Source organism: Amycolatopsis sp. NPDC034160 (assembly GCF_055575355.1).
Genome location: NZ_JBVISU010000006.1, coordinates 110,556 through 132,844 on the forward strand (window position 1 = coordinate 110,556; position 22,289 = coordinate 132,844).

Genomic DNA, 22,289 nt, shown 5'->3' on the forward strand with positions numbered 1-22,289 from the left:
TCGCCGAAGCGGTCGCGGACGTCCAGCCCGCCACCAGGCGCTGGGCGGGGCGGCGCTCACCCGGTCCTATGTGGAGAACGACCTCGCGGAGCTTTATCTCGGCGATGTGCGCTATGCCCGTGACGCGTTCGAGGGACTGCGTCTGATGGACGCGATCATGGCGGCCAAACGCGGCGAATCGCCCATCGTGGACGCCGAAGCCGAGCGGAAACGGCGGGAGCGTAAGGAACGCCGGGAGCGGTCCCTGCGGATCGCCGAGGCACGCAAGGCGAAGAAGGCCGCCGAAGAGTCCGAAGTGGACCTTCCGGCCCGTTCCGACGTCGCCACGGACGTCCCGCTTCCGTCGCCGCCGTTCTGGGACACCCGGTCCGCCATGCTCGACGAACGCGCGACGTTCATGGGCCAGTGGGGGCTCAAAGGCGTGCGTGGTGGCCAAGGGCCGACCTACGAAGAACTGGTCGAATCCGAGGGGCGGCCGCGGCTGCGGTTCTGGCTGGACCGGCTCACCGCGGACGGCGTCCTCGCGCACGCCGCGGTGGTCTACGGGTACTTCCCGTGCTTCGCCGACGGCGACGACGTCGTGGTGCTGACCGAGCCCCGGCCGGACGCTCCGGAGCGGTCGCGGTTCACCTTCCCGAGGCAGCGACGGGACCGGCGGCTGTGCCTCGCCGACTTCTACCGGCCACGCGACCAGGCGCTCGCGAACGGCGAGGTGGACGTGATTCCGTTCACGCTCGCCACCATGGGGCAGCCCATCGCCGACTACGCCAACGAGCTGTTCGCCGGGAACGCCTATCGGGACTACCTGGAGGTCCACGGCCTCGGCGTGCAGCTCACGGAGGCACTGGCCGAGTACTGGCACCGGCGCGTGCGCGAATAACTGCGCTTCGCGGGCGGCGCGGCGGTGGCCGAGGAGGACCCGGACGACGTCGAGGAGTTCTTCAAACTCGGCTACCGTGGGGCTCGGTTCTCCCTGGGATACGGCGCTTGCCCGAACCTGGAGGACCGGGCGAAGATCGTCGAGCTGCTCCGCCCGGAGCGGATCGGCGTGAAGCTGCCGGAAGAGTTCCAGCTGCATCCCGAACAGTCGACCGGCGCGATCGTCTGCCACCACCCGGAGGCGAAGTACTTCAACACCTGATCGTGAAGGGGGAGCCGTGACCGCACCGTCCACACCGGACGGACTCGCCGCCGTGCTGTGGGATATGGACGGCACGCTGGTCGATTCGGAGAAGCTGTGGGACGTCGCCCTCTACGAGGCCGTCGAAAGCCTCGGTGGCACCTTGACCGAGCGGCAGCGGCTGAGCCTCGTCGGGTCCAATATGGACGACACGGCCGCGTTCCTGCTCGAAGTGTGCGCCAAACCCGTCACCCCCGACTCGATCGCGGAGATGGGGGAGTGGATCCGCGCGCGCACGGCCAACCTCTTCGACGGGCCTCTCCCGTGGCGCCCCGGCGCGCGGGAGCTGCTCGACCTGTTGCGCGCCCAGGGCGTGCCGATGGCGCTGGTCACCTCCACCGAACGGTCTCTGACCGAACTCGCCCTCAACACCATCGGGCGCGAGTACTTCGCGGCCACCGTCTGCGGTGACGAGGTCGATGGTCTGAACAAGCCGCACGCCAGGCCGTATCAGCTGGCGACGGAGTTGCTGGGAGTCCAGGCGTCCCGGTGCGTCGCGATCGAGGATTCCCCGCCGGGCGCGGCTTCCGCGGCCGCGGCGGGCTGCACGGTGGTGGTGATCCCGAACGACGTCGACGTCCCGCCGGGGGAGCGGCGCGTGTTCCGTTCCTCGCTCGTCGGCCTCGACGTGCCGGGATTGACCGCGCTCCTGCCCTGACCTCCATGTCGCATTCTCGCTAGACCCCGGCCTCGTGGTCGGTGATGCTGGCCTGGTGCATGAGGACTTCGAGCGTTGCGTCCGAGCGGTCCAGGCGAAGGACGACCGTTTCGACGGCTGGTTCTTCACCGCCGTCCTGACGACGCGGATCTACTGCCGGGCGAGCTGCCCGGTCGTCCCGCCCAAACCGGAGAACATGGCGTTCTACCCGAGCGCGGCGGCCGCGCAGGAGGCCGGTTTCCGCGCCTGCAAACGGTGCCGCCCGGACGCCAGTCCCGGTTCGCCGCAGTGGAACGAACGCGCCGACCTGGTGGCCAGGGCGATGCGGCTGATCGCCGACGGCGTCGTCGACACCGACGGCGTGAGCGGTTTGGCCGCCCGGCTGGGCTACAGCGTCCGGCAGGTCGAGCGCCACGTGCGCGCCGAACTCGGCGCGGGCCCGCTCAGCCTGGCCAGGGCCCAGCGTGCGCAGACGGCGCGGCTGCTGATCGAGACCACGAGCCTGCCGATGATCGACGTCGCGCTCGCCGCCGGATTCGGCAGTGTCCGGACCTTCAACGACACCGTCCGCGAGGTCTTCGCGCTGTCCCCGACGGAGTTGCGGGCGCGCGTGCGCACCGCGCCGGCGGTCGCGCCCGGGACACTGAACCTGCGGCTGCCGTACCGGAAGCCGTTGTTCCCGGACAACCTCTTCGGGCACCTCGTCGCGACCGGTGTCCCCGGCGTCGAGGAGTGGCGCGACGGCGCCTACCGCCGGACACTGCGACTCCCGCACGGCGCGGGCGTCGTCGCGCTCAAACCCGAAGACGGCCACATCGGCTGCCGCCTCACCCTGTCGGACCTGCGAGACCTCTCGACCGCGATCAGCCGCTGCCGTCGCTTGCTCGACCTCGACGCCGATCCGCTCGCCGTGGACGACCTCTTGGGCGCGGACCCGCTGCTCGCGCCGCTCGTGGCCGCCGCGCCGGGCAGGCGGGTGCCCCGGACCGTCGACGGCGACGAGTTCGCCGTCCGCGCCGTGCTGGGGCAGCAGGTGTCCACCGCCGCCGCGCGGACACACGCGGCCCGGCTGGTCCTCGCGCACGGCGAACCGGTCGACGACGCGGACGGCGGCCTCACCCACGTCTTCCCGGATCCCGCCGCGCTCGCGGAGATCGACCCCGAAAGCCTCGCCATGCCGCAGAGCCGTAAACGGACGCTGCTCGGCCTCGTCGCCGAACTGACCGACGGTGGCCTCGACCTCGGGGCGGGCAGCGACTGGCAGCGTGCCCGGGAACGGCTGCACGCGTTGCCCGGCTTCGGCCCTTGGACCGTCGAGAGCATCGCGATGCGCTCCCTCGGCGACCCGGACGCCTTTCTCCCGACCGACCTCGGCGTCAAGGTCGCCGCGAAGGAGTACGAGCTGAGCCCGGCCGCGCTCGTCGAGCACGGGGAACGCTGGCGACCTTGGCGCGCCTACGCCGTCCAACACCTCTGGGCGACCGGAGATCACCCGATCAACCGGCTGCCCGCCGCCTGAATTCGCAAGGAGCACCATGCGCACGAACACCTTGATCGACAGTCCGTACGGGCCGCTGACCCTGGTCGCGGACGGCGAGAGCCTCTGCGGCCTGTACATGGTCGGGCAACGGCACCGTCCGGTGGAGGAGAGTTTCGGTCAGCCGGATCCGACCGCGCGGATCTTCGTGGAGACCGAGAAACAGCTGAAGGAGTACTTCGCCGGCCAGCGGAAGGAATTCACCGTCCCGCTGAGCTTCGGCGGCACCGAATTCCAGCGGATGGTCTGGCAAGGCCTGGTCGGGATCCCCTACGGCGAGACGGTCTCCTACGGCGAACTCGCCGACCGGCTCGGCAGGCCGACGGCGTCGCGAGCGGTCGGGCTCGCCAACGGGAAGAACCCGCTGGGGATCATCGTGCCGTGCCATCGGGTCGTCGGCTCGAACGGCGATCTCACCGGCTACGGCGGCGGTATCGAGCGGAAGCGGCAACTGCTCGACTTCGAACGGGGAGGCACCACGCTGTTCTGAGCGTGTTCACGGACACGGAGGTGTGACGCCGGTGTCACCACACCGGCCCGGGGCAGCGCGGTCGCGGTGCGGATGGAAGGATCTCGGACCGTGAAGACCTTCGATGAGCTGTTCGCCGAGCTTGCCGACCGCGCGGTCACGCGCCCCGACGGTTCCGGCACGGTCGCCGCGCTGGACGCTGGAGTGCACGCCCAGGGCAAGAAGGTGCTCGAAGAAGCGGGCGAGGTGTGGATCGCCGCCGAGCACGAGTCCGACGACAGGCTCGCGGAGGAGATTTCTCAGCTGCTGTACCGGGTGCAGGTGCTCATGCTCGGCCGTGGGCTGTCGACCGAGGACGTGTACCGGTACCTGTGACGCGTTCGCGTCCTGGAGAACCAAGGAGAAGCAATGCTGCGTGTCGCCGTGCCGAACAAGGGAGCCCTCGCCGCCGCCGCGTCGGAGATGCTCGGAGAGGCCGGCTACCGCAAGCGACATGAGGCCCGCGACCTGACCGTGCTGGACACGGTCAACGAGGTCGAGTTCTTCTTCTTGCGTCCCAAGGACATCGCGATCTACGTCGGATCCGGCGAGCTGGATCTCGGCATCACCGGCCGCGACCTCGCGCTCGACTCCGGCGCTCCGGTCGAGGAGATCCTCGGCCTCGGCTTCGGCGGTTCCACGTTCCGGTACGCCGCGCCGGCGGGCAAGGACTGGAAAGCCGAAGACCTGCAGGGCAAGCGGCTCGCGACGTCGTACCCGCGGCTCGTCCGGGAGAACCTGAAACAGCACGGGGTGGAGGCGGAGGTCATCCGCCTCGACGGCGCCGTCGAGATCTCGATCCAGCTCGGTGTCGCCGACGCCATCGCCGACGTCGTCGAGTCCGGTCGTTCGCTGCGTCAGCACAACCTCGTGGCCTTCGGTGACCCGATCTGCGTGTCGGAGGCGGTGCTGCTGCAGCGCGCGGGCACCGACCACACCCGGCCCAAGGACCAGCTGAAGGCGCGGCTGCAGGGTGTCGTCTTCGCCCAGCACTACATGATGCTGGACTACGACTGCCCGCGTTCGCTGCTCGACGCGGCCATCGCGATCACGCCGGGCCTCGAGTCACCGACCGTCGCGCCGCTCGCGCACGAAGACTGGGTGGCCGTGCGGGCGATGGTCCCGCGCAAGGAGGTCAACCGGATCATGGACGAACTCGCCGAGACCGGCGCGAAGGCCGTCCTGGCCTCGGATATCCGGGCCTGCCGCTTGTAGGTCCTCGTGAGTGGTAATGACGGTTCTAACCGTCATTACCACTCACGAGACCCCACGGCTACCGAGGCCTGTTCGGCTTCTTGGGCATCAGGTCGTAGAGCTTCTTCCGCGCGCCGTTGTCGTTGGCACTGCGGGCCACCGAGACCTCGGTGATGAAGTCTTCGAAGACGAACTCCTCGTCCGCGGGCACGATCGCCGCCGCCGGGTGGTTCCGCAGATACCCGTCCAGCGTTTCCGCGATCTCCCGGAACGACAGCGCCTGCAGGGTTTCCGGCGCGTAGGTCGTCACGGGCACGCCGTGCGCGGCGGCCTCGTTCATCACCACGCCCAGCGGGACGTGCGAAAGCATCGGGATCCCGAACGTGTACAGCTCCTGGAGTGCCGCCGCCGCGTAATGCGAGATCGGACGGCGGTACAGCCCGGGAACGAGGCCGTAGTAGGCGATCGGCGGACGGCCGACGGTCTGTTCGACGTAACGCACCTGGTCCGAGAGCAGGCGCAGCGCGCGGATGCTCGTGCGGTCCGGCTGCACCGGCACCAGAATCCCGTGTGACGCGGCGAGCGCGTTGTTGGTCAGGACGTCGAGCGCGGGCGGGCAGTCGATGATGATGTGGTCGTAGTTCGCGAACTGGATCACCCTGGCCAGCTGCCAGCCCGGCACCCGGAACTGGTCGAGCCGCCTGATCAGGTCGAACATGCCCGGCGACGTCGGGATGACGTCGAACGCGCCGCCGCGCCCGATGTTGCTGCGCGGGTGCCGCACGGCGAGTTCCTCGATCGGGCCCTTCCACACCTTGGTCAGGGCTTTCGCCAGGCTGGGCGCGTCCGGGGCCACCTCGTCCAAGCCGAGGAGTTCGGTGGTCGCGTGCCCTTGTGGGTCGAGGTCGATCAGCAGCACCCGGCGGCCGCGTTCGGCCAGTGCGGCCGACGCGCCCACGCTGAGTGAGGTCTTGCCGACCCCGCCTTTCTGGTTGACCACCGAGGTGATCTGCATGCCGAAGCGCTCCCTGCGTCTGTTGTTCCGGGAAGGCTATTGGAAACACGCCGAGAAAGCGCGTCTATGAGCCCGCCTGTCGCGGCCGCACCAGCAACGCCTGCGCTCCGGAGCCCAGCGGGCCGGACGCGTCGTGCAGCGTGGTCGTCGCCGTGCCGATGCCGTTCGGGCCGACCAGCGTGGCCGCGTCGACGCCGATCCAGTCACCCAGTGGTGGACGGCGCAGGTGCACCGTCAGCTCCGAGTTGATGAACCACCACTCGCGGGGGTCGAGGAAGTTCGAGATCCCGTTGCCGGAGTCCGCCAGCACGAACAGCCGCTGCAGCGCGCTCGGCTTCTCCCCGTCCACGAGAGCGACCCGCTGACGTCCCCAGACCGTCGCGGGACCGGGTTCGTCGAGCGCGCCGCGGACCCGCCGCCATTCGATGGCGTCCAGATAGCCGCCGTGCCAGCCTTCGGGCCAGCTCGACGCCGGGAGATCGTCCGGCGACGGCAGGGCCGGGCCTTCGAAGGTGGCCACCGGCGTGGTGTCCGAGGTCGCGATGCGCCACGCGGAGGCCCGCGCGACGGCGCGTTCACCGTGGAGGAGTTCGGCCTCCAGCCACTCGACCGACCGGCCCGGCCGTTTCACCGATGCCCGCACCGAAAGCTCCTTCAACGGAGCCGGGCCGAGGATCTCGATCGTCACCCGAGCGAGCTGGCTCGCGTGCGGTGCTTCGATCCCCTCCAGCGCGCGCACCAGCAACGCCGAGGGCGGCCCGAAGTGCTGCGCGTCCGGGGTCCACGGGCCCGCGGTGTGCTCGGTCGGCACGAACTTTCCGTCGCCCGAGGGGATGTAGAAGGCTTCTGTCACACCGGACACCCTAGGTCCGTGGTTCAAGCCCTAATCCGCACGGTCCAATACGGACTCGTCGCCGGGATCCGGTTCGGGCCAGCCGGGATAGGGCGGGGGAGTGCCGCCGTACTGCGGGCAGACCGCCTGGTGATCGCACCACGCGCAGAGTTTGCTCGGATTGGGCCGGAAATCGCCGGTCTTGCCCGCTTTGAGGATCGCTTGCCAGATCGCTTCGAGCGTGCGCTCGAACCGGATCAGCTCGGCCTCGTCGGGGGTGTAGGCCAGTGACTGCCCGTCGGTGAGGTACATCAGTTTCAGCTGGCGCGGCACGACACCGCGCAGCCGCCACAGGACCACGGCGTAGAACTTCATCTGGAACATCGCCTTGGCCTCGCCGATCTCGCGGGGCGCGGCGCCGGTCTTGTAGTCGACGACGCGGATCTCACCGGTCGGCGCGACGTCCAGCCTGTCGACGTAACCCCGCAGCAGCACCCCGGAGCCCAGTTCGATCTCGACGTGCAGCTCACACGCCTCCGGCTCCAGCCGCCGCGGGTCTTCGAGCCCGAAGTAGGTGTCGACGAGCTGCTCGGCCGAAGCCAGCCACGAGGTGACGGCCTCGGGATCGTTTTGATCGAACAGCTCGATCCACTCCGGACGTTCCGCGGACAGCTCCTGCCACGCCGGCGCGAGCAACTCCTTGGCCTGTGGGGGAGTGCGATCTGCTTGCGGGAGGGAGAACAGGCGCTCCAGCACGGAATGCACCAGCGTGCCGCGCAGCTGGGCCTTCGTCGGGATCTCGGGCAGTCTGTCCACCGCGCGGAAGCGGTAGAGCAGCGGGCACTGCTTGAAGTCGCTGGCACGCGACGGGGACAGGGCCGGCCGACGGCGCGGGACTTCGGCGCCGGGCGGCGGATCGGCGGTGACCGTGTCGGTGTCGGGCATGGTGGGAGGGTAACGCCGGGTACCGACAGTTCCGTGGCCGCGACGCACCGGAGCGGGCATGACCGACACCACCCGGACGGGAAGGGCGGGTTACCGGCACCCCACACCTGGACATCTACGCTCTGCACATGGCGGTGACGGGTGAGCAGGGCCCGCCTCGACGAGGTGTGGCGCCGGACGGTGGATTACTGCTGTTCCGCGTCTCCGGCATCCCCGTGCTGCTCGCCCCCTCGTGGTGGATCGGCTCGCTGATCATCGTCGTCCTCTACACGCCGTTGGTCGGACGGTTCCTGCCCGGCGCGACGACGCTGACGTCGTGGCTGCTGGCGGCCGCGTTCGCGGTCCTGCTCGGACTGTCGGTGCTGGCGCACGAACTCGGGCACTGTCTGGTGGCGCTGCGCCTCGGCATCCCGGTCCGGCGTCTGCGGCTGTTCCTCCTCGGCGGTCTCTCCGAGGTCGCCAGGACACCCCGCCAGCCGCGGCACGAAGGACTCGTCGCCGCCGCGGGACCGGTGGTTTCGTTGCTGCTCGGCGGTTTCTGCGGACTGCTCATGTTCGCCGTCCCGCCGGAAAGCGCGGCATGGCTGCTCATCGCCGAATGCGCCGTCGCGAACTTCGCCGTCGGGATCTTCAACCTCCTGCCCGGACTGCCGCTCGACGGCGGACGACTGGTCCGCGCGGGGGTCTGGGCCGCCACCGGCCGCCGCGACAAGGGCACCCGCGCCGCCGTCGTCGGTGGCGGTCTCGTCGCGGCCGGACTGGTCATCTGGGCGCTGTGGGGACTGGCGGCCGGCAGCGAGGACCGCTGGCTTCGGCTCGGCGTCTGCGTCGTGACCGCGTGGTTCGTGATCCTCGGCGCGCGAAGCGAACTCGCCGCCGAAGCGCGTCGCGGCTGGCCCGAAGGCGTACGGCTGAGCGAACTCATCCGGCCCGTGCTCCAGCTCCCCGCCGAGAGCCCCGTCTCGGACGCGCTGGCCGCTTCGGCCGGCCGCGGTGTGGTCCTGGTGCGTGCCGACGGCGTCGCGGCCGGGCTGCTCGACGAGACGGCCGCCGCGCAACTGGCCGGGACCTCGCCGCACGCGCCCGCGGAGATGGCCGCGGAGCCCATCCGCGCCGACACCGTGCTGCTTTCCTCGGAGTCGGGGGAGGAGATTGCCGAGCGAGTGCGGGAAACCGCCGCGTGGCAGTTCCTCGTCGTGGACGACGAAGGCAGGCCCGCCGGGGTGCTCCGGCGCGAGGACCTGCGCGCCGCGATGACCCGGAGCCGACCCCCGGCGTAGCGCGATCCGGCCACCTGCGAGGATCGATCGTCGATCAAGTGTTTGCGCTCTGGAGGTTCAGTGTCGGTCCGTGGGCCGTTTCGTGTTGGTGACCGGGTTCAGCTGACCGACTCCAAGGGGCGGCACTACACCATGGTCCTGGCCGAGGGACAGCAGTACCACACCCATCGCGGCGCGCTGGCGCACGACGACGTGATCGGGGCGCAGGAGGGTTCGGTCGTCACTTCGGCGGGCGGCAGCCATTATCTGGCGCTGCGTCCGCTGCTGCCGGACTATGTGCTGTCGATGCCGCGCGGCGCGCAGGTGATCTACCCGAAGGACGCCGCGCAGATCGTGATGTGGGGCGACATCTACCCGGGCGCGCGGGTGCTCGAGGCAGGTGCCGGTTCCGGGGCGCTGACCTGTTCGCTGCTGCGGGCGGTCGGCTCGGAGGGCACCGTGCAGTCCTACGAGATCCGCGACGACCACGCCGAACACGCCGAACGGAACGTGGAGAAGTTCTTCGGGGCCAAACCGGACAACTGGTCGCTGACGGTCGCGGATCTTTCGACCCACACCGGTGAGGTCGACCGGGTGGTGCTCGACATGCTGGCACCCTGGGACCAGCTGGAGACGGTCGCCGCGCATCTGGTGCCCGGCGGCGTGCTGACGGTTTATGTGGCGACGGTCACACAGCTGTCGCGGATCACGGAAGCCTTGCGGGATCAGCAGTGCTGGACCGAGCCGGAGTCGTGGGAGACGCTCATGCGGCCGTGGCACGTCGTGAGCCTCGCGGTGCGGCCGGACCACCGGATGGTCGCGCACACCGCGTTCCTGCTGACGGCGCGCCGTCTGGCCGACGGAACCGTGTCGCCGCGCGTCCACCGCCGCTCCGGCAAGGGCTGACCGGGCACAGAAATCAGGGCACGCACCACTTGCCGTCTCGCTTCTTGAGCGGGAACGGAGTGTCCTTCTGACCGCCCGCGCCTTCGACGTGGACGGTCACGGTGGCCGAGTCGCCACCGACCGACGGCGGATCCGGGATGGTCGCGCTCACTTTGCCCGCGGCCTCCCACTTCCGCTTCAGCTCCGCCAGTTCGGCCGACGACTGCTGGACGCAGGTGAGTTCGCCGAACGCCGTCGCGTCGTGGTTCACGATGGCCGCGGCGATCGCCTTGCCGACCACCTCGACCGCGGCCACGTCCGGATCCACCGGGACCGGACGGGACGAACCCGGTCCCGGCGGGAACGCGGCGGTGCTCGACGCGGCCGGGTCGGAGCCGGACGGGGCCACCAGCAGCAGCCCCACCACGACACCGACCACGACCGCGCCGCAGCCGGCGAGAACGGCGATCAGCCTGCTGGACACCGGCTTCGGGTCAGCTCTTGCCGCCGGTGAAGCACCAGAGGTCGGACTCCTTCTTGAAGTTCAGGTTGCCCGAGTCGACCTTGGTGCCCTGGGTGACCTTCGCCGGGAGCTTCGCGGTGTCGCCGCTGATCGTCATCTCCCCGGTCTTCTCCATCTTGATGTCCTTGCCGATCGGCACCTCGTCCTTGGTGTTCACGCTGCGGCAGGCCGATTGCGCGACAATCTTGCCGTCACCGACGTTGTACGCGGCGATGACGGCGTCGGCCACCTCCTGCGGCGTCGCCTTGCCCAGCGGGGCAGGCCCGGAGCCCTTGGGAGTGCTCGGCGAGCTGGACTTGGTCCGCGTGGAGGAGGACGACGACTTCGGCGCCGAGGAAGACGCGGAACCCGTCGGAGCCGCGCTGCTGGAACTGGCGGGCGGGGCGGCGGTCTTGTCGCCGTCGTCCGAGTTCAGCGCGATGACCAGCGCGGTGACCCCGCCGCCGACCAGGACGACCGCGCCGATCGCGATGCCGACGATCAGCCCGGTCTTCTTTTTCTTAGGCGGCTCACCGTAGCCGCCTTCCTGCGGGTAGGCGTTGTAACCGCCCTGTTGCTGACCGTACGGATCCGGCTGGCCGAACTGCTGCGTGCCACCGGGGTATCCCTGCTGGGGCTGGGGCCCGCTCTGCGGGTATCCGCCCTGCTGGCCGTACTGGTCTTGGCCGTACTGGCCGCCCCCGGGGTATCCCTGCTGCGGCTGGGGGCCGCTCTGCGGGTACCCGCCCTGTTGGCCGTACGGGTCTTGCCCGTAGCCGCCGGGCTGCTGCGGCGGGTAAGTCATGGCTGTTGCCCCCTAGCTGTTCTGCGAAATTGCTCAACACGACAAGCCGGTCCGCCGACCCGGCGAACGTCGGCCCGATGCTAGCCATCGACCCGGATCGCCGCTCGATTAGGGCCGAACTGATACCGGAAACCCGTTTGCACCCGTACGGAGCGGGTATTCCGGCCCAGGTCAAGGCAGGTGGACGGATTGTGACCATGGGAGTGTCGGACCCGGCACCGGGATGGCCCCTTGCGCGGCGGGAACGTACGTGCAGTCGGGTCGCCCAGAACGCGACGCGCCGATCTTGTGATGCGGAAAGGCCTTTTATTGTCGGTGATCGCCGGTACCGTGGAATGAAAAGCACTCCGAGGAGGTGCCCAATGCATCATGACCTTCCCGGAGGTCGGCGCGAGGAGGCCGACCCTTCAGAAACGACCGGAGCCGAGATCACGTCCGACGAGCAGGCACGTCAAGTTCGCTTCCTCGAGGAGGAAGTTGCCCTGCTGCGCCGGAAGCTCACCGATTCGCCACGTCAGAACCGAGTGCTGGAGCAGCGACTCGCCGAGGCGTCGGAACGAGTGAGCCAACTCACGGAACGCAACACGAAACTGGTCGAGACGCTCCGCGAGGCGCGTGGCCAGTTGCTCGCGTTGCGGGAGGAGGTCGACAGGCTGGCCCAGCCTCCGAGCGGTTACGGCGTGTTCGTGACCGCGTACGAGGACAACACGGTGGATGTGTTCACCGCGGGCCGCAAGATGCGGGTCTCGGTCTCACCCGCGGTCGAGGTCTCGACACTGCAGCGCGGACAGGCGTTGCGGCTCAACGAGGCACTCACCGTCGTCGAAGGCGGCGACTTCGAGAAGATCGGCGAGGTCTGCGCTTTGCGCGAGGTGCTGGCCCCGGACGTCGAGGGCGGCAGCCCCCGTGCGCTCGTGGTCGGGCACGCGGACGAGGAGCGGGTCGTCCTGCTCTCCGATCCGCTGGCCGAACAGCCCCTCAAGCCGGGCGATTCCCTGCTGGTGGATTCGAAGGCCGGCTACGCCTATGAGCGCGTGCCGAAGGCGGAGGTCGAGGATCTCGTGCTGGAGGAGGTGCCCGACGTCCAATACGAGGACATCGGTGGCCTCACCCGGCAGATCGAGCAGATCCGCGACGCCGTCGAGCTTCCGTTCCTGCACGCCGATCTCTACCAGGAGTACCAGTTGCGCCCGCCGAAGGGCGTGCTGCTCTACGGGCCTCCTGGCTGCGGTAAGACCCTCATCGCCAAGGCGGTGGCCAACTCGCTCGCCAAGAAGGTCGCGGAAGCCCGCGGCGACAAGGCGGACGGGAAGTCCTACTTCCTGAACATCAAGGGTCCGGAGCTGTTGAACAAGTTCGTCGGGGAGACCGAGCGGCATATCCGCCTGATCTTCCAGCGGGCTCGGGAAAAGGCCTCCGAAGGCACCCCGGTGATCGTGTTCTTCGACGAGATGGACTCGATCTTCCGCACCCGCGGTTCGGGCGTGTCCTCCGATGTGGAGACCACGATCGTCCCGCAGCTGCTTTCGGAGATCGACGGTGTCGAGGGCCTGGAGAACGTCATCGTCATCGGCGCCTCCAACCGTGAGGACATGATCGACCCGGCGATCCTGCGGCCGGGCCGGCTCGACGTCAAGATCAAGATCGAGCGTCCGGACGCCGAAGGCGCGAAGGACATCTTCTCCAAGTATCTGTCCGACGGTCTGCCGATCCACGCCGACGACCTCGCCGAGTTCGGCGGCGACCGCCGGGCGACGTTCGACGCGATGATCCAGCACACGGTCGAGCGGATGTACGAGGAGACGGACGAGAACCGGTTCCTCGAGGTCACCTACGCCAACGGTGACAAGGAGGTCCTGTACTTCCGTGACTTCAACTCGGGCGCGATGATCCAGAACATCGTGGACCGGGCGAAGAAGTCGGCCATCAAGTCGGTGCTGGAAACCCAGCAGCCCGGCCTGCGTGTGCAGCACCTGCTGGACGCGATCGTGGACGAGTTCGCGGAGAACGAGGACCTGCCGAACACGACCAACCCCGATGACTGGGCCCGGATCTCCGGTAAGAAGGGCGAGCGGATCGTCTACATCCGCACGCTCGTCACCGGCAAGAACCAGGATTCCGGGCGGGCGATCGACACCGCCACGAACACCGGTCAGTACCTGTAGTACCAACCGAAGGGCCCTTCACCGCATGCCAGCGGTGAAGGGCCCTTCGGTGTGTCTTACGCGGGTACGGGTTCCTGGACTTTCTTGCGCGGGCTCAACCGGCCGTGTGCGGCCAGGATCCCGAGGACGACGAGCAACGCGCCGACGGGCTGGTTCCACGCCAAGGGTTCGTCGAGGACCAGGACGCCGAGCAGTACGCCGACGACAGGTGTGAGGTAGGTCACGGCCGATGCGTTCGACGCGCCCCACGCCGCGATGATCGACGCGTTCCAAGCGTAGGCGAGGCCGGTGCCCAGCGCGCCGAGCGCGATCATGCTGAGGATGATCGGCGTGTCGAGGCGCACCGGCGACGTCGCGATGAACGGCGCCAGCGCCAGCATCACCACGGCGCCGCACCCGACCTGTCCGAGCGCGATGGTCGGCGCGTCGAGGTTCCTCCCGGAGATGAACCGCCGGACGTAGACGAACGAGATCCCGTAGCAGGTCGTCGCGCCGAGGCAGGCCAGCTGCGCCGTCAGTTCGTGGGAGACGTCGACCCCTTGCCAGACCCCGACGATCGTGAGCACGCCGAGAAAACCGAGGATCAGACCGGTTGTGCGGGCCTTCGTGAACCGTTCGGACGGCAGGGCCGCCGCGGCGATGAGCATGGTGATCAGCGGGGTCGTCGCGTTGAAGATGCTGGCGAGCCCGGAGGAGATGTACTGCTCGGCCCAGGAGAACAGCAGGAACGGGATGACGCACAGCAGCACGGAGACGACCGCGAGGTGACCCCAGAGTGCCGGATCACGGGGGAGTGGCTTGCGCCGCCAGGCGGCGATGGCGATCAGCGCCAAGGCGCCGAGGCAGATGCGGGAAAGCGCCACCTGCGCCGGCGACAGGCCGGTGAGACCGACCTTGATGAACAGAAAACTCGCACCCCACACGATCGCGAGTGCCGCGAACCGGATCGCGATACCGAAACGTCCCAATTGTCCTTCTCCTGAATCCTCAAGCTCCAGGCTCAGTGAATCCGGAAACCTCCGCGTACTCCAGCGGATTTCGGACGCTGTGTCCGAGCTCTCCGGCGCGCCGCCGGTCACCGTCGTGCGTATAACGTCCTATACTTCGGGGCTGTGAGCGAAACCTCCGGGCGCCCGCGCGCGCCGATCACCGAAGCCGATGTCCTGGCGTGGCTGGAAACGACGGCCGCCGCTGTCCAGGCGGGGGAGGTGAGCGCCCCCGAACTCATCGAACTGCTGGGGGAGTTGCGGCGCGCCTCCGCGGCCTGTGCCGACGCCTCCGACTGGGCACTGCTCGCCGCCAGGGAAGAGGGCGCCAGCCTCCGTCAGATCGCGCCGGTCTTCGGCAAGGGTTACGTTCGGGCCCCGGCCGCCCGCCTCGAAAAGCTCCACCGGCAGGCGCAGAACTCGAGCCAGTGGCTCGCGATCCTCCGCCACAAGAACGAAGGAACCCGGTGACAGACTCGGAAATCTGCGTCGGCGAACGAATCGCCGTCGGCCTGGCGGCACTCGGCAGGCCCGCGTACATCAACCTCGGCCGGGTCGACGCGCTGCCGCCGGGACGCGGGGTCGACGCGATGCGCGCGGCGACCCACGACGTGCTGGACGACGCGTACCGAGCGGGCGTCCGCTGGATCGACGTGGCCCGTTCGTATGGTTCTTCGGAGGAGTTCCTCGCCGGGTGGCTCGCCGATCGCGCCCACGAGGACGTGACGGTGTCGAGCAAATGGGGCTACCGCTACGTGGGGGAGTGGAAGCTCGACGCCGACGTGCACGAGGTCAAGGAGCACACCGCGGCGCGGTTCGCCGAACAGTGGGCGGAAACCGTTGGCCTGCTGGGGAAAGCGGTGTCGCTCTACCAGGTCCACTCGCTCACTGTGGACAGTCCGCTGTTCACGGACGAGCGATTGATCGGCGCGCTGGCCGAACTCGCCGCCGACGGCGTCCCGGTGGGATTCTCCACCTCCGGGCCGGCGCAGGCCGACGCCGTCCGCCGCGCGTTCGAGCTGGAAGTGTCCGGCACACCGGTCTTCAGCGCCGTGCAGTCCACGTGGAACCTGCTCGAACCTTCGGTCGGCCCGGCGCTCGCGGAGGCACACGCGGCCGGGAAACGGGTCCTGGTCAAGGAAACCGTCGCGAACGGACGTCTGGTGGTCGAGCCGCCGCCGGTGCTCGCCCGGACCGCGCGGGAGCACGAGGCGGGCCCGGACGCGGTGGCGATCGCGGCGGCGCTGGCGCGGGAGTGGCGGCCGGTGGCGGTCATCGGTCCGTCGAGCACGGCGCAGCTCGCGGAGAATCTCCTTGCCACGAAGGTGAAGCTGACCGCGGACGAGCTCGCGGAGCTGGCGGGGCTCGCCGAAGAACCCGTCGCCTACTGGCGGCACAGGTCCTGCCTCGGCTGGCACTGACGGACTGGTCTAGTCTCGCGGCAAACCACTGGCGGGACACCGGGGAGGCTTGAGGGTGCGTCATCGGCAGGTGCTCGCGGTGGCGACGGTCGCGTTGTTCGGCTTGTCCGGATGCGCCGACCGTCCCAACGACCTCGACACCTATTACGACGACCCGGCGCCGACGCCCACGGTCGGACCCACGCGGCCTTCGGTCGAGCCGCAGGCCGCGCCGGTGCCGCCGCCGACCTCGGCCCCGGTCCCCGCGGCCGTTTCCGCCGCGTTGCTGACAGACGAGGACGTCGCCGAGGAAGAGGTCGTCCCGGGCGAGAGCAAGATGTCCGGCTGTCTGACCGGTCTCACCCGCGGCACGAGCCGCTCGACGGCGTGGTCGTACCCGAGCGGCTCGACGCTGGAGCATCAGGTCACCGAGTACACCGACCGCGACGCCTCGGACGTCGTCACCCGGGCGGTCTGCGAGGGCAAGAAGCTCACGTTGACGAGGCAGCCCGGTGTCGAAGCGCAGCGCGCCTGGTGCGAAGGCAAGACGTGCACGGTGTTGCTCGCCAAGGGGAAGCTCGTTTCCGCGCTCAGCGTGACCGCCGGGACCGAGGCGCGGGCGGCCGACGCGGCGCGGCGGTTGCTGCCGATCGTGGCGCAGCGCCTCCGTTCGGCCTAGCGGGCGGCTTCCCGCCGGAACCACTCCAACGCCCCGAGCCGTCCGTCCGGCACGAACAAGCTCTCCGGATCCTCGAGCCACGAACGCAGTTCGTCCAGCGTCAGCCATCGTCCTTCGACGACTTCGGACGGCTGATGCACGAAGGGGCCGTCCCAGCGGACCTCGAAGGCGAAGTTGTGGCACCGGATCGTGCCGTCGTCGGTGATGTGGACGAAAAGCGGCTGTAGTTCCACTCCGTGAACACCGAGTTCTTCAGCCAGCTCGCGGCGCGCGCAGTCCTCCGGGGTCTCACCCACCGCGACGATGCCGCCCGCCCAGCAGTCCCAAGTGGAGGGATAGACGTCCTTCGTGGGTGTGCGCAGGTGCACGTAGACGGAGTTTCCATCACTCGAACGGACCAAGACCACGCCGGCGGCGTGCCACAGGTTCTCGGCACGCACCCGGGAGCGGGCGGCCGCCCCCACCACGGTTCCGCCGAGGTCATAGAGCGCAACGAGTTCGTCACTGCCTGACATGGGGGGCATCGTCGCACGGCTCCGACCCCGTAGGGTGGTGGGTATGCGGCGGATCATGGGAACCGAAGTCGAGTACGGCATCGCGGTGCCGGGCGACGCGACGGCGAACCCGGTACTCACCTCGACTCAAGTCGTGCTGGCCTACGCGGCCGCGGCCGACATCCCGCGGGCAAGGCGGGCACGGTGGGACTACGAGGTCGAATCGCCCTTGCGTGACGCCCGCGGGTTCGACCTGACCGGGCCGAGCGGCCCTGGGCACGACCCGGACGTGGATGACCTTGGCGCGGCCAATGTGATCCTGACCAACGGCGCGCGGCTGTACGTCGACCACGCTCACCCGGAGTACTCGGCACCCGAGGTGACGAACGCGCGCGACGCGGTCATCTGGGACAAGGCGGGCGAACGGGTCATGGAGGAGGCGGCGCGCAAGGCCGCCACCGTCCCCGGGCAGCCACCGTTGCAGCTGTACAAGAACAACGTCGACGGCAAGGGCGCGAGCTACGGCACGCACGAGAACTACCTGATGCAGCGGTCGACGCCGTTCACCGCGGTGATCGGCGGGCTGACGCCGTTCTTCGCCTCCCGTCAGGTGATGACCGGTTCGGGCCGGGTCGGGATCGGCCAGCAGAGCGAGGAAGCCGGTTTCCAGCTCTCGCAGCGCTCCGACTACATCGAGGTCGAGGTCGGCCTGGAGACCACGCTCAAACGCGGGATCATCAACACCCGCGACGAGCCGCACGCCGACGCGGACAAGTACCGCAGGCTGCACGTCATCATCGGAGACGCGAACCTGGCCGAGTACTCGACCTACCTCAAGGTCGGGACGACGGCGCTGGTGCTGGACCTGATCGAGGCGGGCATCCGGTTCGACGACCTCAAGCTGGACGAGCCGGTGCGCGCGGTGCACCAGATCAGCCACGACCCGACGCTGAAGGCGAAGGTGTCGCTGGCCAACGGTCGGAAGTACACCGGGCTGGACCTGCAGTTCGCCTATCACGAGATCGCGTCGGCGAATCTGGAGCGCACCGGCGCGGACGAGGCGTCCAAGGAGGTCCTGCGGGTCTGGGGCGAGATCCTGGACGCGCTGGCGCGGGATCCCCAGGAATGTGCGGACAGGCTCGACTGGCCCGCCAAGCTGCGGTTGCTCGAGGGCTACCGCGCGCGGGACCAGCTGGGCTGGGGCGCGCCGCGCCTGCGGCTGGTCGACCTGCAGTACTCGGATGTCCGGCTGGACAAGGGCCTGTACAACAGGCTCGTCACCAGGGGCTCGATGAAGCGCCTGGTGACCGAGGAGGAGGTGCTGGAGGCGGTCACGACGCCGCCTTCGGACACCAGGGCCTATTTCCGGGGCCGCACGCTGGAGAAGTACGCCAACTCCATCGCCGCGGCGTCGTGGGATTCGGTCATCTTCGACGTCGGCAGGGAATCGCTGGTGCGGATCCCGACGTTGGAGCCGTTGCGGGGCACGAAGGCCCACGTGGGGAAGCTGCTGGACGACTCGGCGACCGCCGAGGAACTGGTGGAGGCACTCACCGGTTCGGACTAGCGGGTTCTCCTTTCCTCAGTGTTAAGCGATCACGGATCCCGCGGAATGTCGGGACCGCTGGGTAGGCTAGGAAACATCGGCTGCACCGGGAGGCGAGATGGCTCAGGAAAAGATCGAAAAGCACGGCGGCGGCGACTCGGACGAAGAGTTCGAGGACGGCGGTCCGGCCGGCCAGGAGCGACGCGAGAAGCTCGGTGAGGACGTCGACACGATCCTCGACGAGATCGACGACGTACTCGAGGAGAACGCCGAGGACTTCGTCCGCGCGTACGTGCAAAAGGGCGGCGAGTAGCTCGTCTTCCGGCGGCCCGCGCGGCCGCCGGTGCGGAGCCGGCGGATCACACAGATTGGAACTTTGAGCACGTATGGAACACACCTCGGGTAAGTCGGCGCTGCCCGCCGCGTACTTCTCGTCTGCGACCTCGTCGTTCTCGGATTTCCTTCGGGCGCAGGCGCCCGAGTTGCTTCCCGGGCGACGGGTCGCGGCCGGGGCGGCGGGGCTCGACGCGCCGCACGGTACGACGATCGTCGCGGTCAAGTTCGCGGGCGGGGTGCTGATCGCCGGTGACCGGCGGGCGACGTCGGGCAACCTGATCGCGTCGCGCGACATGGAGAAGGTGCACGTCACCGACGAGTATTCGGCGGTGGGGATCGCGGGTTCGGCCGGGCTGGCGATCGAGATGGTGCGGTTGTACGCGGTCGAACTGGCGCACTACGAGAAGATCGAGGGTGTTTCGCTCTCGCTCGACGGTAAGACGAACAAGCTCGCCGGGCTGGTGAAGTCCAACCTGGAGATGGCGATGGCGGGCTTGGCCGTGCTGCCGCTGTTCGTCGGCTACGACCTCGAGGCGGAAGACGCCAAGCACGCGGGCAGGATCGTGTCGTACGACCCCACGGGCGGGCGTTACGAGGAGCGCGCCGGGTATCACGCCATCGGTTCGGGTTCGCTGTTCGCGAAGGGCGCGCTGAAGAAGCTTTACGACCCGGACGCGGACGCCGAAGGCGCCATCCGCGTGGCGGTCGAGGCGCTGTACGACGCGGCGGACGACGACAGCGCGACCGGCGGGCCGGATCTGGTGCGCCGGATCTTCCCGACGGTCGTCACGGTCACCGCGGAACAGGGTGCCGTCGCCGTGCCGGTGGAGCAGACGACCGCGGTGGCCGAGGCCGTCGTGGCCGCGCGGGCCGCGCGCGGACGCTAGCCGTCCCCCTGTCCCTTCCGATGAGAGCCAGAAAGAGCGGAGCACCACAGTGACGATGCCGTTGTACGCCTCTCCCGAGCAGCTGATGCGGGAGCGTTCCGAGATCGCGCGCAAGGGCATCGCGCGCGGTCGGAGCGTGGTCGTGCTCAAGTACCGCGGTGGCGTGCTGTTCGTGGCCGAGAACCCCTCGGCGACGTTGCACAAGGTGTCGGAGATCTACGACCGGATCGGTTTCGCGGCCGTGGGCCGGTACAGCGAGTTCGAGAACCTGCGGGTCGCCGGTATCCGGCACGCGGACCTGAAGGGTTACCAGTACGACCGGCGGGACGTCAGCGCGCGTGCGCTGGCGAACGCGTACGCCGCGACGCTGGGCAGCATCTTCACTGAGCAGCTGAAGCCGTTCGAGGTGGAGGTCTGCGTCGCGGAGGTCGGCGCGACCGCGGCCGAGGACCAGCTGTACCGGTTGACCTACGACGGTTCGATCTACGACGAGCCGAAGTTCGTCGTGATGGGCGGTCAGGCCGACACGCTCACCACGAAGCTCAAGGACAGCTTCGAGCCGGACATGGAGCTGGAAGCCGCGCTCGGCGTCGCGGTGAAGGCGTTGCGCGCCAACACCCCGGCACCCACGAACGGCGACTCGGACCCGGTGAAGCTCGAGGTCGCGGTCCTGGAGCGGGAGCGGCGCAACCGCAAGTTCCGGAGGGTCGCCGGGGCGGCGCTGGACGCGCTGCTGCCCGTCGAGCCGGAGGAGCCAGAGACGGACAAGGCCGAGGGCGACAAGCCCGAAGGTGAGTCCAAGTAGGACTGAGCGGGGTCGTGAGTGGCGATTCGGGTTAGAGCCCGAATCGCCACTCACGACCAACCCGGCCCACCCCTCACCGGCAGCTTTGAGTCGGGAAGTCCGTGAAGGCCTGATTTCGGGCGCGGCCGCCCCTCAGAGCCGGTAGATGGTCAGCGCGCTGGGCCGCGACCGGAACCGGAAGTCCTTGCCGAGTGGTCCGACCTCACCGTCGGTGGCGACGCGGCGGTTGCCGTTGAGCAGCTTGACGTGCAGTTCCGGCAGGTCGAGTTCCTGGTAGACGTGGCTGGCGTTGAGGCTGTTCGTGATCGTGGCCAGGATGAACCGCGCCCGCGAGTACGGCAGGTCGGCGCGCAGGTAGCGGACGTCGAGAAGGCCGGTATCGAGTGCCGGGCGGTGCGAGGGCGCGAGCCCCTTCGGCGCGTAGGTGCCGTTGCCGACGAACAGCAGCCAGATGCTGGCCTGCTTGCCGTTGAGGGTCACTTCCAGCGGCTTCGCGCGCCGGAGCGTGCGGGCGAGCGCGATCGCCGCGGACGGCCACTTGGGGTGCCGCTTCTGGAGCTTTTCCCGTAGCCGCACCATCTCCGGATAGCCGCCAAGGCTCGCGGTGTTGACGAAGTAGCGGTGGTCGTCCTGATCGTTGATCTCGACTTCGCCGAGATCGACGCCGACGGCGTTGCCCGCTTCGGTGGCGGCGTCGGCGTCGGGCATCGAGCGCATGCCGACGTCGCGCGCGAAGTGGTTGAGGGTACCCGCCGGGATGAGCGCGAGCGGCAGGTCGTGGTCGGCCGCGACGGCGGCCACCGCGGCGACCGTCCCGTCCCCGCCGGCGACGCCGAGCGCCCGCACGGTGTTGTCGCGGGCGGCGATCTCGTCGCAGAGCTGTTGGCGCAGGTCCTGCTTGGGGTCCGGATACAGCACGGTGGCCTTCGGCCAGGCGAAGCGGACGTCTTCGGTCGGGTCGCGGCCGTCGATCCCGGACAGTGGGTTGACCAGGACCAGCATGTCCTCGCCGTCGCGCATTTCGGGGGCTTCGGCGGTGTGCGCGGTGCGCCCGGGGACGTCGGGATTCAACGGCCACCAGTGCCGGGTGAGCAGGCCCGCGCCGATGCCGATGCCGATACCCACGCCGACGTCACTGGGCCAGTGGACGCCGGTGTGGACGCGGGAGTAAGCCACGGCGGCGGCCAGCGGGACCAGGGCCGCGCCGGTTTTGGGGGATTCCATCGCGACGGCCGTGACGAAGGCGGCCGCGGACGCCGAGTGCCCGGACGGGAACGACGACGAGGTCGGACGGCGGACGAGGCGCCGGTGCATCGGCACCTCTTCGGCCGCGGGACGGCGGCGGGGGAACAGCGGCTTGCCGACCAGGTTCGCCGCGGCACTGGCCCCCGCGATGGCGGCCACGCCGCGGAGAGCACCCCGGCGGGTGGGACCCTTCTTCGCCGCGAGCAGGACGGCGACACACCACCAGAGTTTGGATTTGTCCGCACTTTTGGAAAGTGCCGTGATGACGTCGTCGGCTCCGGTCCTCGGGAGCCTCGCACTCCGGACCATCAGCCGTCGGTCGGTCCGGCCGACCTTGCGGAAAGGGCGTTTGAGCTGCTTTAACACGGTTTCACCGCTTCCGGGTCAGGTCGACATGTGCGTGATACCCGATCGGGACTTCCCGCA

At 69.2% G+C, this 22,289-nt stretch carries 23 protein-coding genes and 1 pseudogene; 16 read left to right on the forward strand and 8 right to left on the reverse strand.

The window, feature by feature from the left end; genetic code table 11:
• Nucleotides 1–40: 40 nt before the first annotated feature.
• From ACZ54P_RS15580 to hisG, 6 genes and pseudogenes are all read left to right on the forward strand, one after another.
• Nucleotides 41–1,141: pseudogene (locus ACZ54P_RS15580) on the forward strand (vitamin B12 dependent-methionine synthase activation domain-containing protein); the annotation flags it as partial.
• 16 nt (nt 1,142–1,157) lie between these two features.
• The gene (locus tag ACZ54P_RS15585) at nt 1,158–1,838 is read left to right on the forward strand and encodes an HAD family hydrolase (protein ID WP_465462207.1); all 681 of its coding nucleotides are present in this window, start codon (nt 1,158–1,160) and stop codon (nt 1,836–1,838) included.
• 55 nt (nt 1,839–1,893) lie between these two features.
• On the forward strand, nt 1,894–3,357 hold the full coding sequence (locus tag ACZ54P_RS15590) for an AlkA N-terminal domain-containing protein (RefSeq protein WP_465462208.1): 1,464 nt from the start codon (nt 1,894–1,896) through the stop codon (nt 3,355–3,357).
• Between the two features lie 16 nt (nt 3,358–3,373).
• The gene (locus tag ACZ54P_RS15595; protein WP_465462209.1) at nt 3,374–3,865 is read left to right on the forward strand and encodes a methylated-DNA--[protein]-cysteine S-methyltransferase; all 492 of its coding nucleotides are present in this window, start codon (nt 3,374–3,376) and stop codon (nt 3,863–3,865) included.
• 90 nt (nt 3,866–3,955) lie between these two features.
• Nucleotides 3,956–4,219, forward strand: coding sequence for a phosphoribosyl-ATP diphosphatase (locus ACZ54P_RS15600; protein ID WP_076161940.1), 264 nt, complete (start codon nt 3,956–3,958; stop codon nt 4,217–4,219).
• Between the two features lie 33 nt (nt 4,220–4,252).
• Complete coding sequence (hisG, locus tag ACZ54P_RS15605) at nt 4,253–5,098, forward strand: ATP phosphoribosyltransferase (protein WP_465462210.1); 846 nt, start codon at nt 4,253–4,255, stop codon at nt 5,096–5,098.
• A gap of 58 nt (nt 5,099–5,156) precedes the next feature.
• Here the strand turns inward: hisG and ACZ54P_RS15610 are convergent, their stop codons facing one another.
• From ACZ54P_RS15610 to ACZ54P_RS15620, 3 genes are all read right to left on the reverse strand, one after another.
• Nucleotides 5,157–6,092, reverse strand: coding sequence for a ParA family protein (locus tag ACZ54P_RS15610; RefSeq protein ID WP_061986579.1), 936 nt, complete (start codon nt 6,090–6,092; stop codon nt 5,157–5,159).
• Between the two features lie 64 nt (nt 6,093–6,156).
• Nucleotides 6,157–6,945, reverse strand: coding sequence for a thioesterase family protein (locus tag ACZ54P_RS15615; RefSeq protein WP_465462211.1), 789 nt, complete (start codon nt 6,943–6,945; stop codon nt 6,157–6,159).
• A gap of 30 nt (nt 6,946–6,975) precedes the next feature.
• A complete protein-coding gene (locus ACZ54P_RS15620; protein WP_465462212.1) occupies nt 6,976–7,869 on the reverse strand; it encodes a RecB family exonuclease in 894 nt (297 codons plus the stop codon).
• Nucleotides 7,870–7,997: 128 nt separating this feature from the next.
• Between ACZ54P_RS15620 and ACZ54P_RS15625 the strand changes: the two genes are divergently transcribed.
• Both ACZ54P_RS15625 and ACZ54P_RS15630 read left to right on the forward strand, forming a co-directional pair.
• Nucleotides 7,998–9,149, forward strand: coding sequence for a site-2 protease family protein (locus ACZ54P_RS15625; protein WP_465462213.1), 1,152 nt, complete (start codon nt 7,998–8,000; stop codon nt 9,147–9,149).
• A 60-nt stretch (nt 9,150–9,209) separates the two neighbouring features.
• Nucleotides 9,210–10,034: a tRNA (adenine-N1)-methyltransferase gene (locus tag ACZ54P_RS15630; protein WP_465462214.1), complete on the forward strand. Its 825-nt coding sequence runs from the start codon at nt 9,210–9,212 to the stop codon at nt 10,032–10,034.
• 13 nt (nt 10,035–10,047) lie between these two features.
• Here the strand turns inward: ACZ54P_RS15630 and ACZ54P_RS15635 are convergent, their stop codons facing one another.
• Nucleotides 10,048–10,497 (reverse strand): hypothetical protein, encoded by a 450-nt coding sequence (locus ACZ54P_RS15635; RefSeq protein WP_465462215.1) that lies wholly within the window; start codon nt 10,495–10,497, stop codon nt 10,048–10,050.
• 10 nt (nt 10,498–10,507) lie between these two features.
• Entirely contained in the window at nt 10,508–11,320 is an 813-nt protein-coding gene (locus ACZ54P_RS15640) for a hypothetical protein (RefSeq protein WP_465462216.1), read from the reverse strand.
• 362 nt (nt 11,321–11,682) lie between these two features.
• Between ACZ54P_RS15640 and arc the strand changes: the two genes are divergently transcribed.
• A complete protein-coding gene (gene arc, locus ACZ54P_RS15645) occupies nt 11,683–13,485 on the forward strand; it encodes a proteasome ATPase (RefSeq protein ID WP_465462217.1) in 1,803 nt (600 codons plus the stop codon).
• 56 nt (nt 13,486–13,541) lie between these two features.
• On the opposite strand, the gene ACZ54P_RS15650 is transcribed toward arc, so the two are convergent.
• Nucleotides 13,542–14,453 (reverse strand): DMT family transporter, encoded by a 912-nt coding sequence (locus tag ACZ54P_RS15650; protein WP_465462218.1) that lies wholly within the window; start codon nt 14,451–14,453, stop codon nt 13,542–13,544.
• 144 nt (nt 14,454–14,597) lie between these two features.
• On the opposite strand from ACZ54P_RS15650, the gene ACZ54P_RS15655 reads away from it, so the two are divergent.
• Genes ACZ54P_RS15655 through ACZ54P_RS15665 form a run of 3 tightly spaced genes read left to right on the forward strand, consistent with a single transcriptional unit; the run spans nt 14,598 to nt 16,550 of the window.
• Nucleotides 14,598–14,942, forward strand: a complete 345-nt coding sequence (locus ACZ54P_RS15655; RefSeq protein ID WP_465462219.1) for a hypothetical protein — start codon at nt 14,598–14,600, stop codon at nt 14,940–14,942.
• Nucleotides 14,939–15,892 (forward strand): aldo/keto reductase, encoded by a 954-nt coding sequence (locus ACZ54P_RS15660; protein ID WP_465462220.1) that lies wholly within the window; start codon nt 14,939–14,941, stop codon nt 15,890–15,892. Before ACZ54P_RS15655 ends, ACZ54P_RS15660 begins: the two co-directional genes overlap by 4 nt.
• 55 nt (nt 15,893–15,947) lie before the next feature.
• The gene (locus ACZ54P_RS15665; RefSeq protein ID WP_465462221.1) at nt 15,948–16,550 is read left to right on the forward strand and encodes a hypothetical protein; all 603 of its coding nucleotides are present in this window, start codon (nt 15,948–15,950) and stop codon (nt 16,548–16,550) included.
• On the opposite strand, the gene ACZ54P_RS15670 is transcribed toward ACZ54P_RS15665, so the two are convergent.
• Nucleotides 16,547–17,065 carry an NUDIX hydrolase gene (locus ACZ54P_RS15670; RefSeq protein ID WP_465462222.1) on the reverse strand — a complete coding sequence of 173 codons (519 nt, stop codon included), beginning with the start codon at nt 17,063–17,065 and terminating at the stop codon, nt 16,547–16,549. The two genes, ACZ54P_RS15665 and ACZ54P_RS15670, sit on opposite strands and share 4 nt — an antisense overlap.
• A 43-nt stretch (nt 17,066–17,108) precedes the next feature.
• Here ACZ54P_RS15670 and dop point away from each other — a divergent pair, with 43 nt between their 5' ends.
• From dop to prcA, 4 genes are all read left to right on the forward strand, one after another.
• Nucleotides 17,109–18,611, forward strand: a complete 1,503-nt coding sequence (gene dop, locus ACZ54P_RS15675) for a depupylase/deamidase Dop (protein ID WP_465462223.1) — start codon at nt 17,109–17,111, stop codon at nt 18,609–18,611.
• Nucleotides 18,612–18,708: 97 nt separating this feature from the next.
• A complete protein-coding gene (locus ACZ54P_RS15680) occupies nt 18,709–18,903 on the forward strand; it encodes a ubiquitin-like protein Pup (RefSeq protein WP_037319666.1) in 195 nt (64 codons plus the stop codon).
• Between the two features lie 73 nt (nt 18,904–18,976).
• Nucleotides 18,977–19,813 (forward strand): proteasome subunit beta, encoded by an 837-nt coding sequence (prcB, locus tag ACZ54P_RS15685; protein WP_465462224.1) that lies wholly within the window; start codon nt 18,977–18,979, stop codon nt 19,811–19,813.
• 49 nt (nt 19,814–19,862) lie between these two features.
• A complete protein-coding gene (gene prcA / locus ACZ54P_RS15690) occupies nt 19,863–20,618 on the forward strand; it encodes a proteasome subunit alpha (protein ID WP_465462225.1) in 756 nt (251 codons plus the stop codon).
• Nucleotides 20,619–20,750: 132 nt separating this feature from the next.
• Here prcA and ACZ54P_RS15695 read toward each other — a convergent pair whose 3' ends face one another.
• The gene (locus ACZ54P_RS15695; RefSeq protein ID WP_465462226.1) at nt 20,751–22,229 is read right to left on the reverse strand and encodes a phosphatase PAP2 family protein; all 1,479 of its coding nucleotides are present in this window, start codon (nt 22,227–22,229) and stop codon (nt 20,751–20,753) included.
• Between the last annotated feature and the right edge of the window lie 60 nt (nt 22,230–22,289).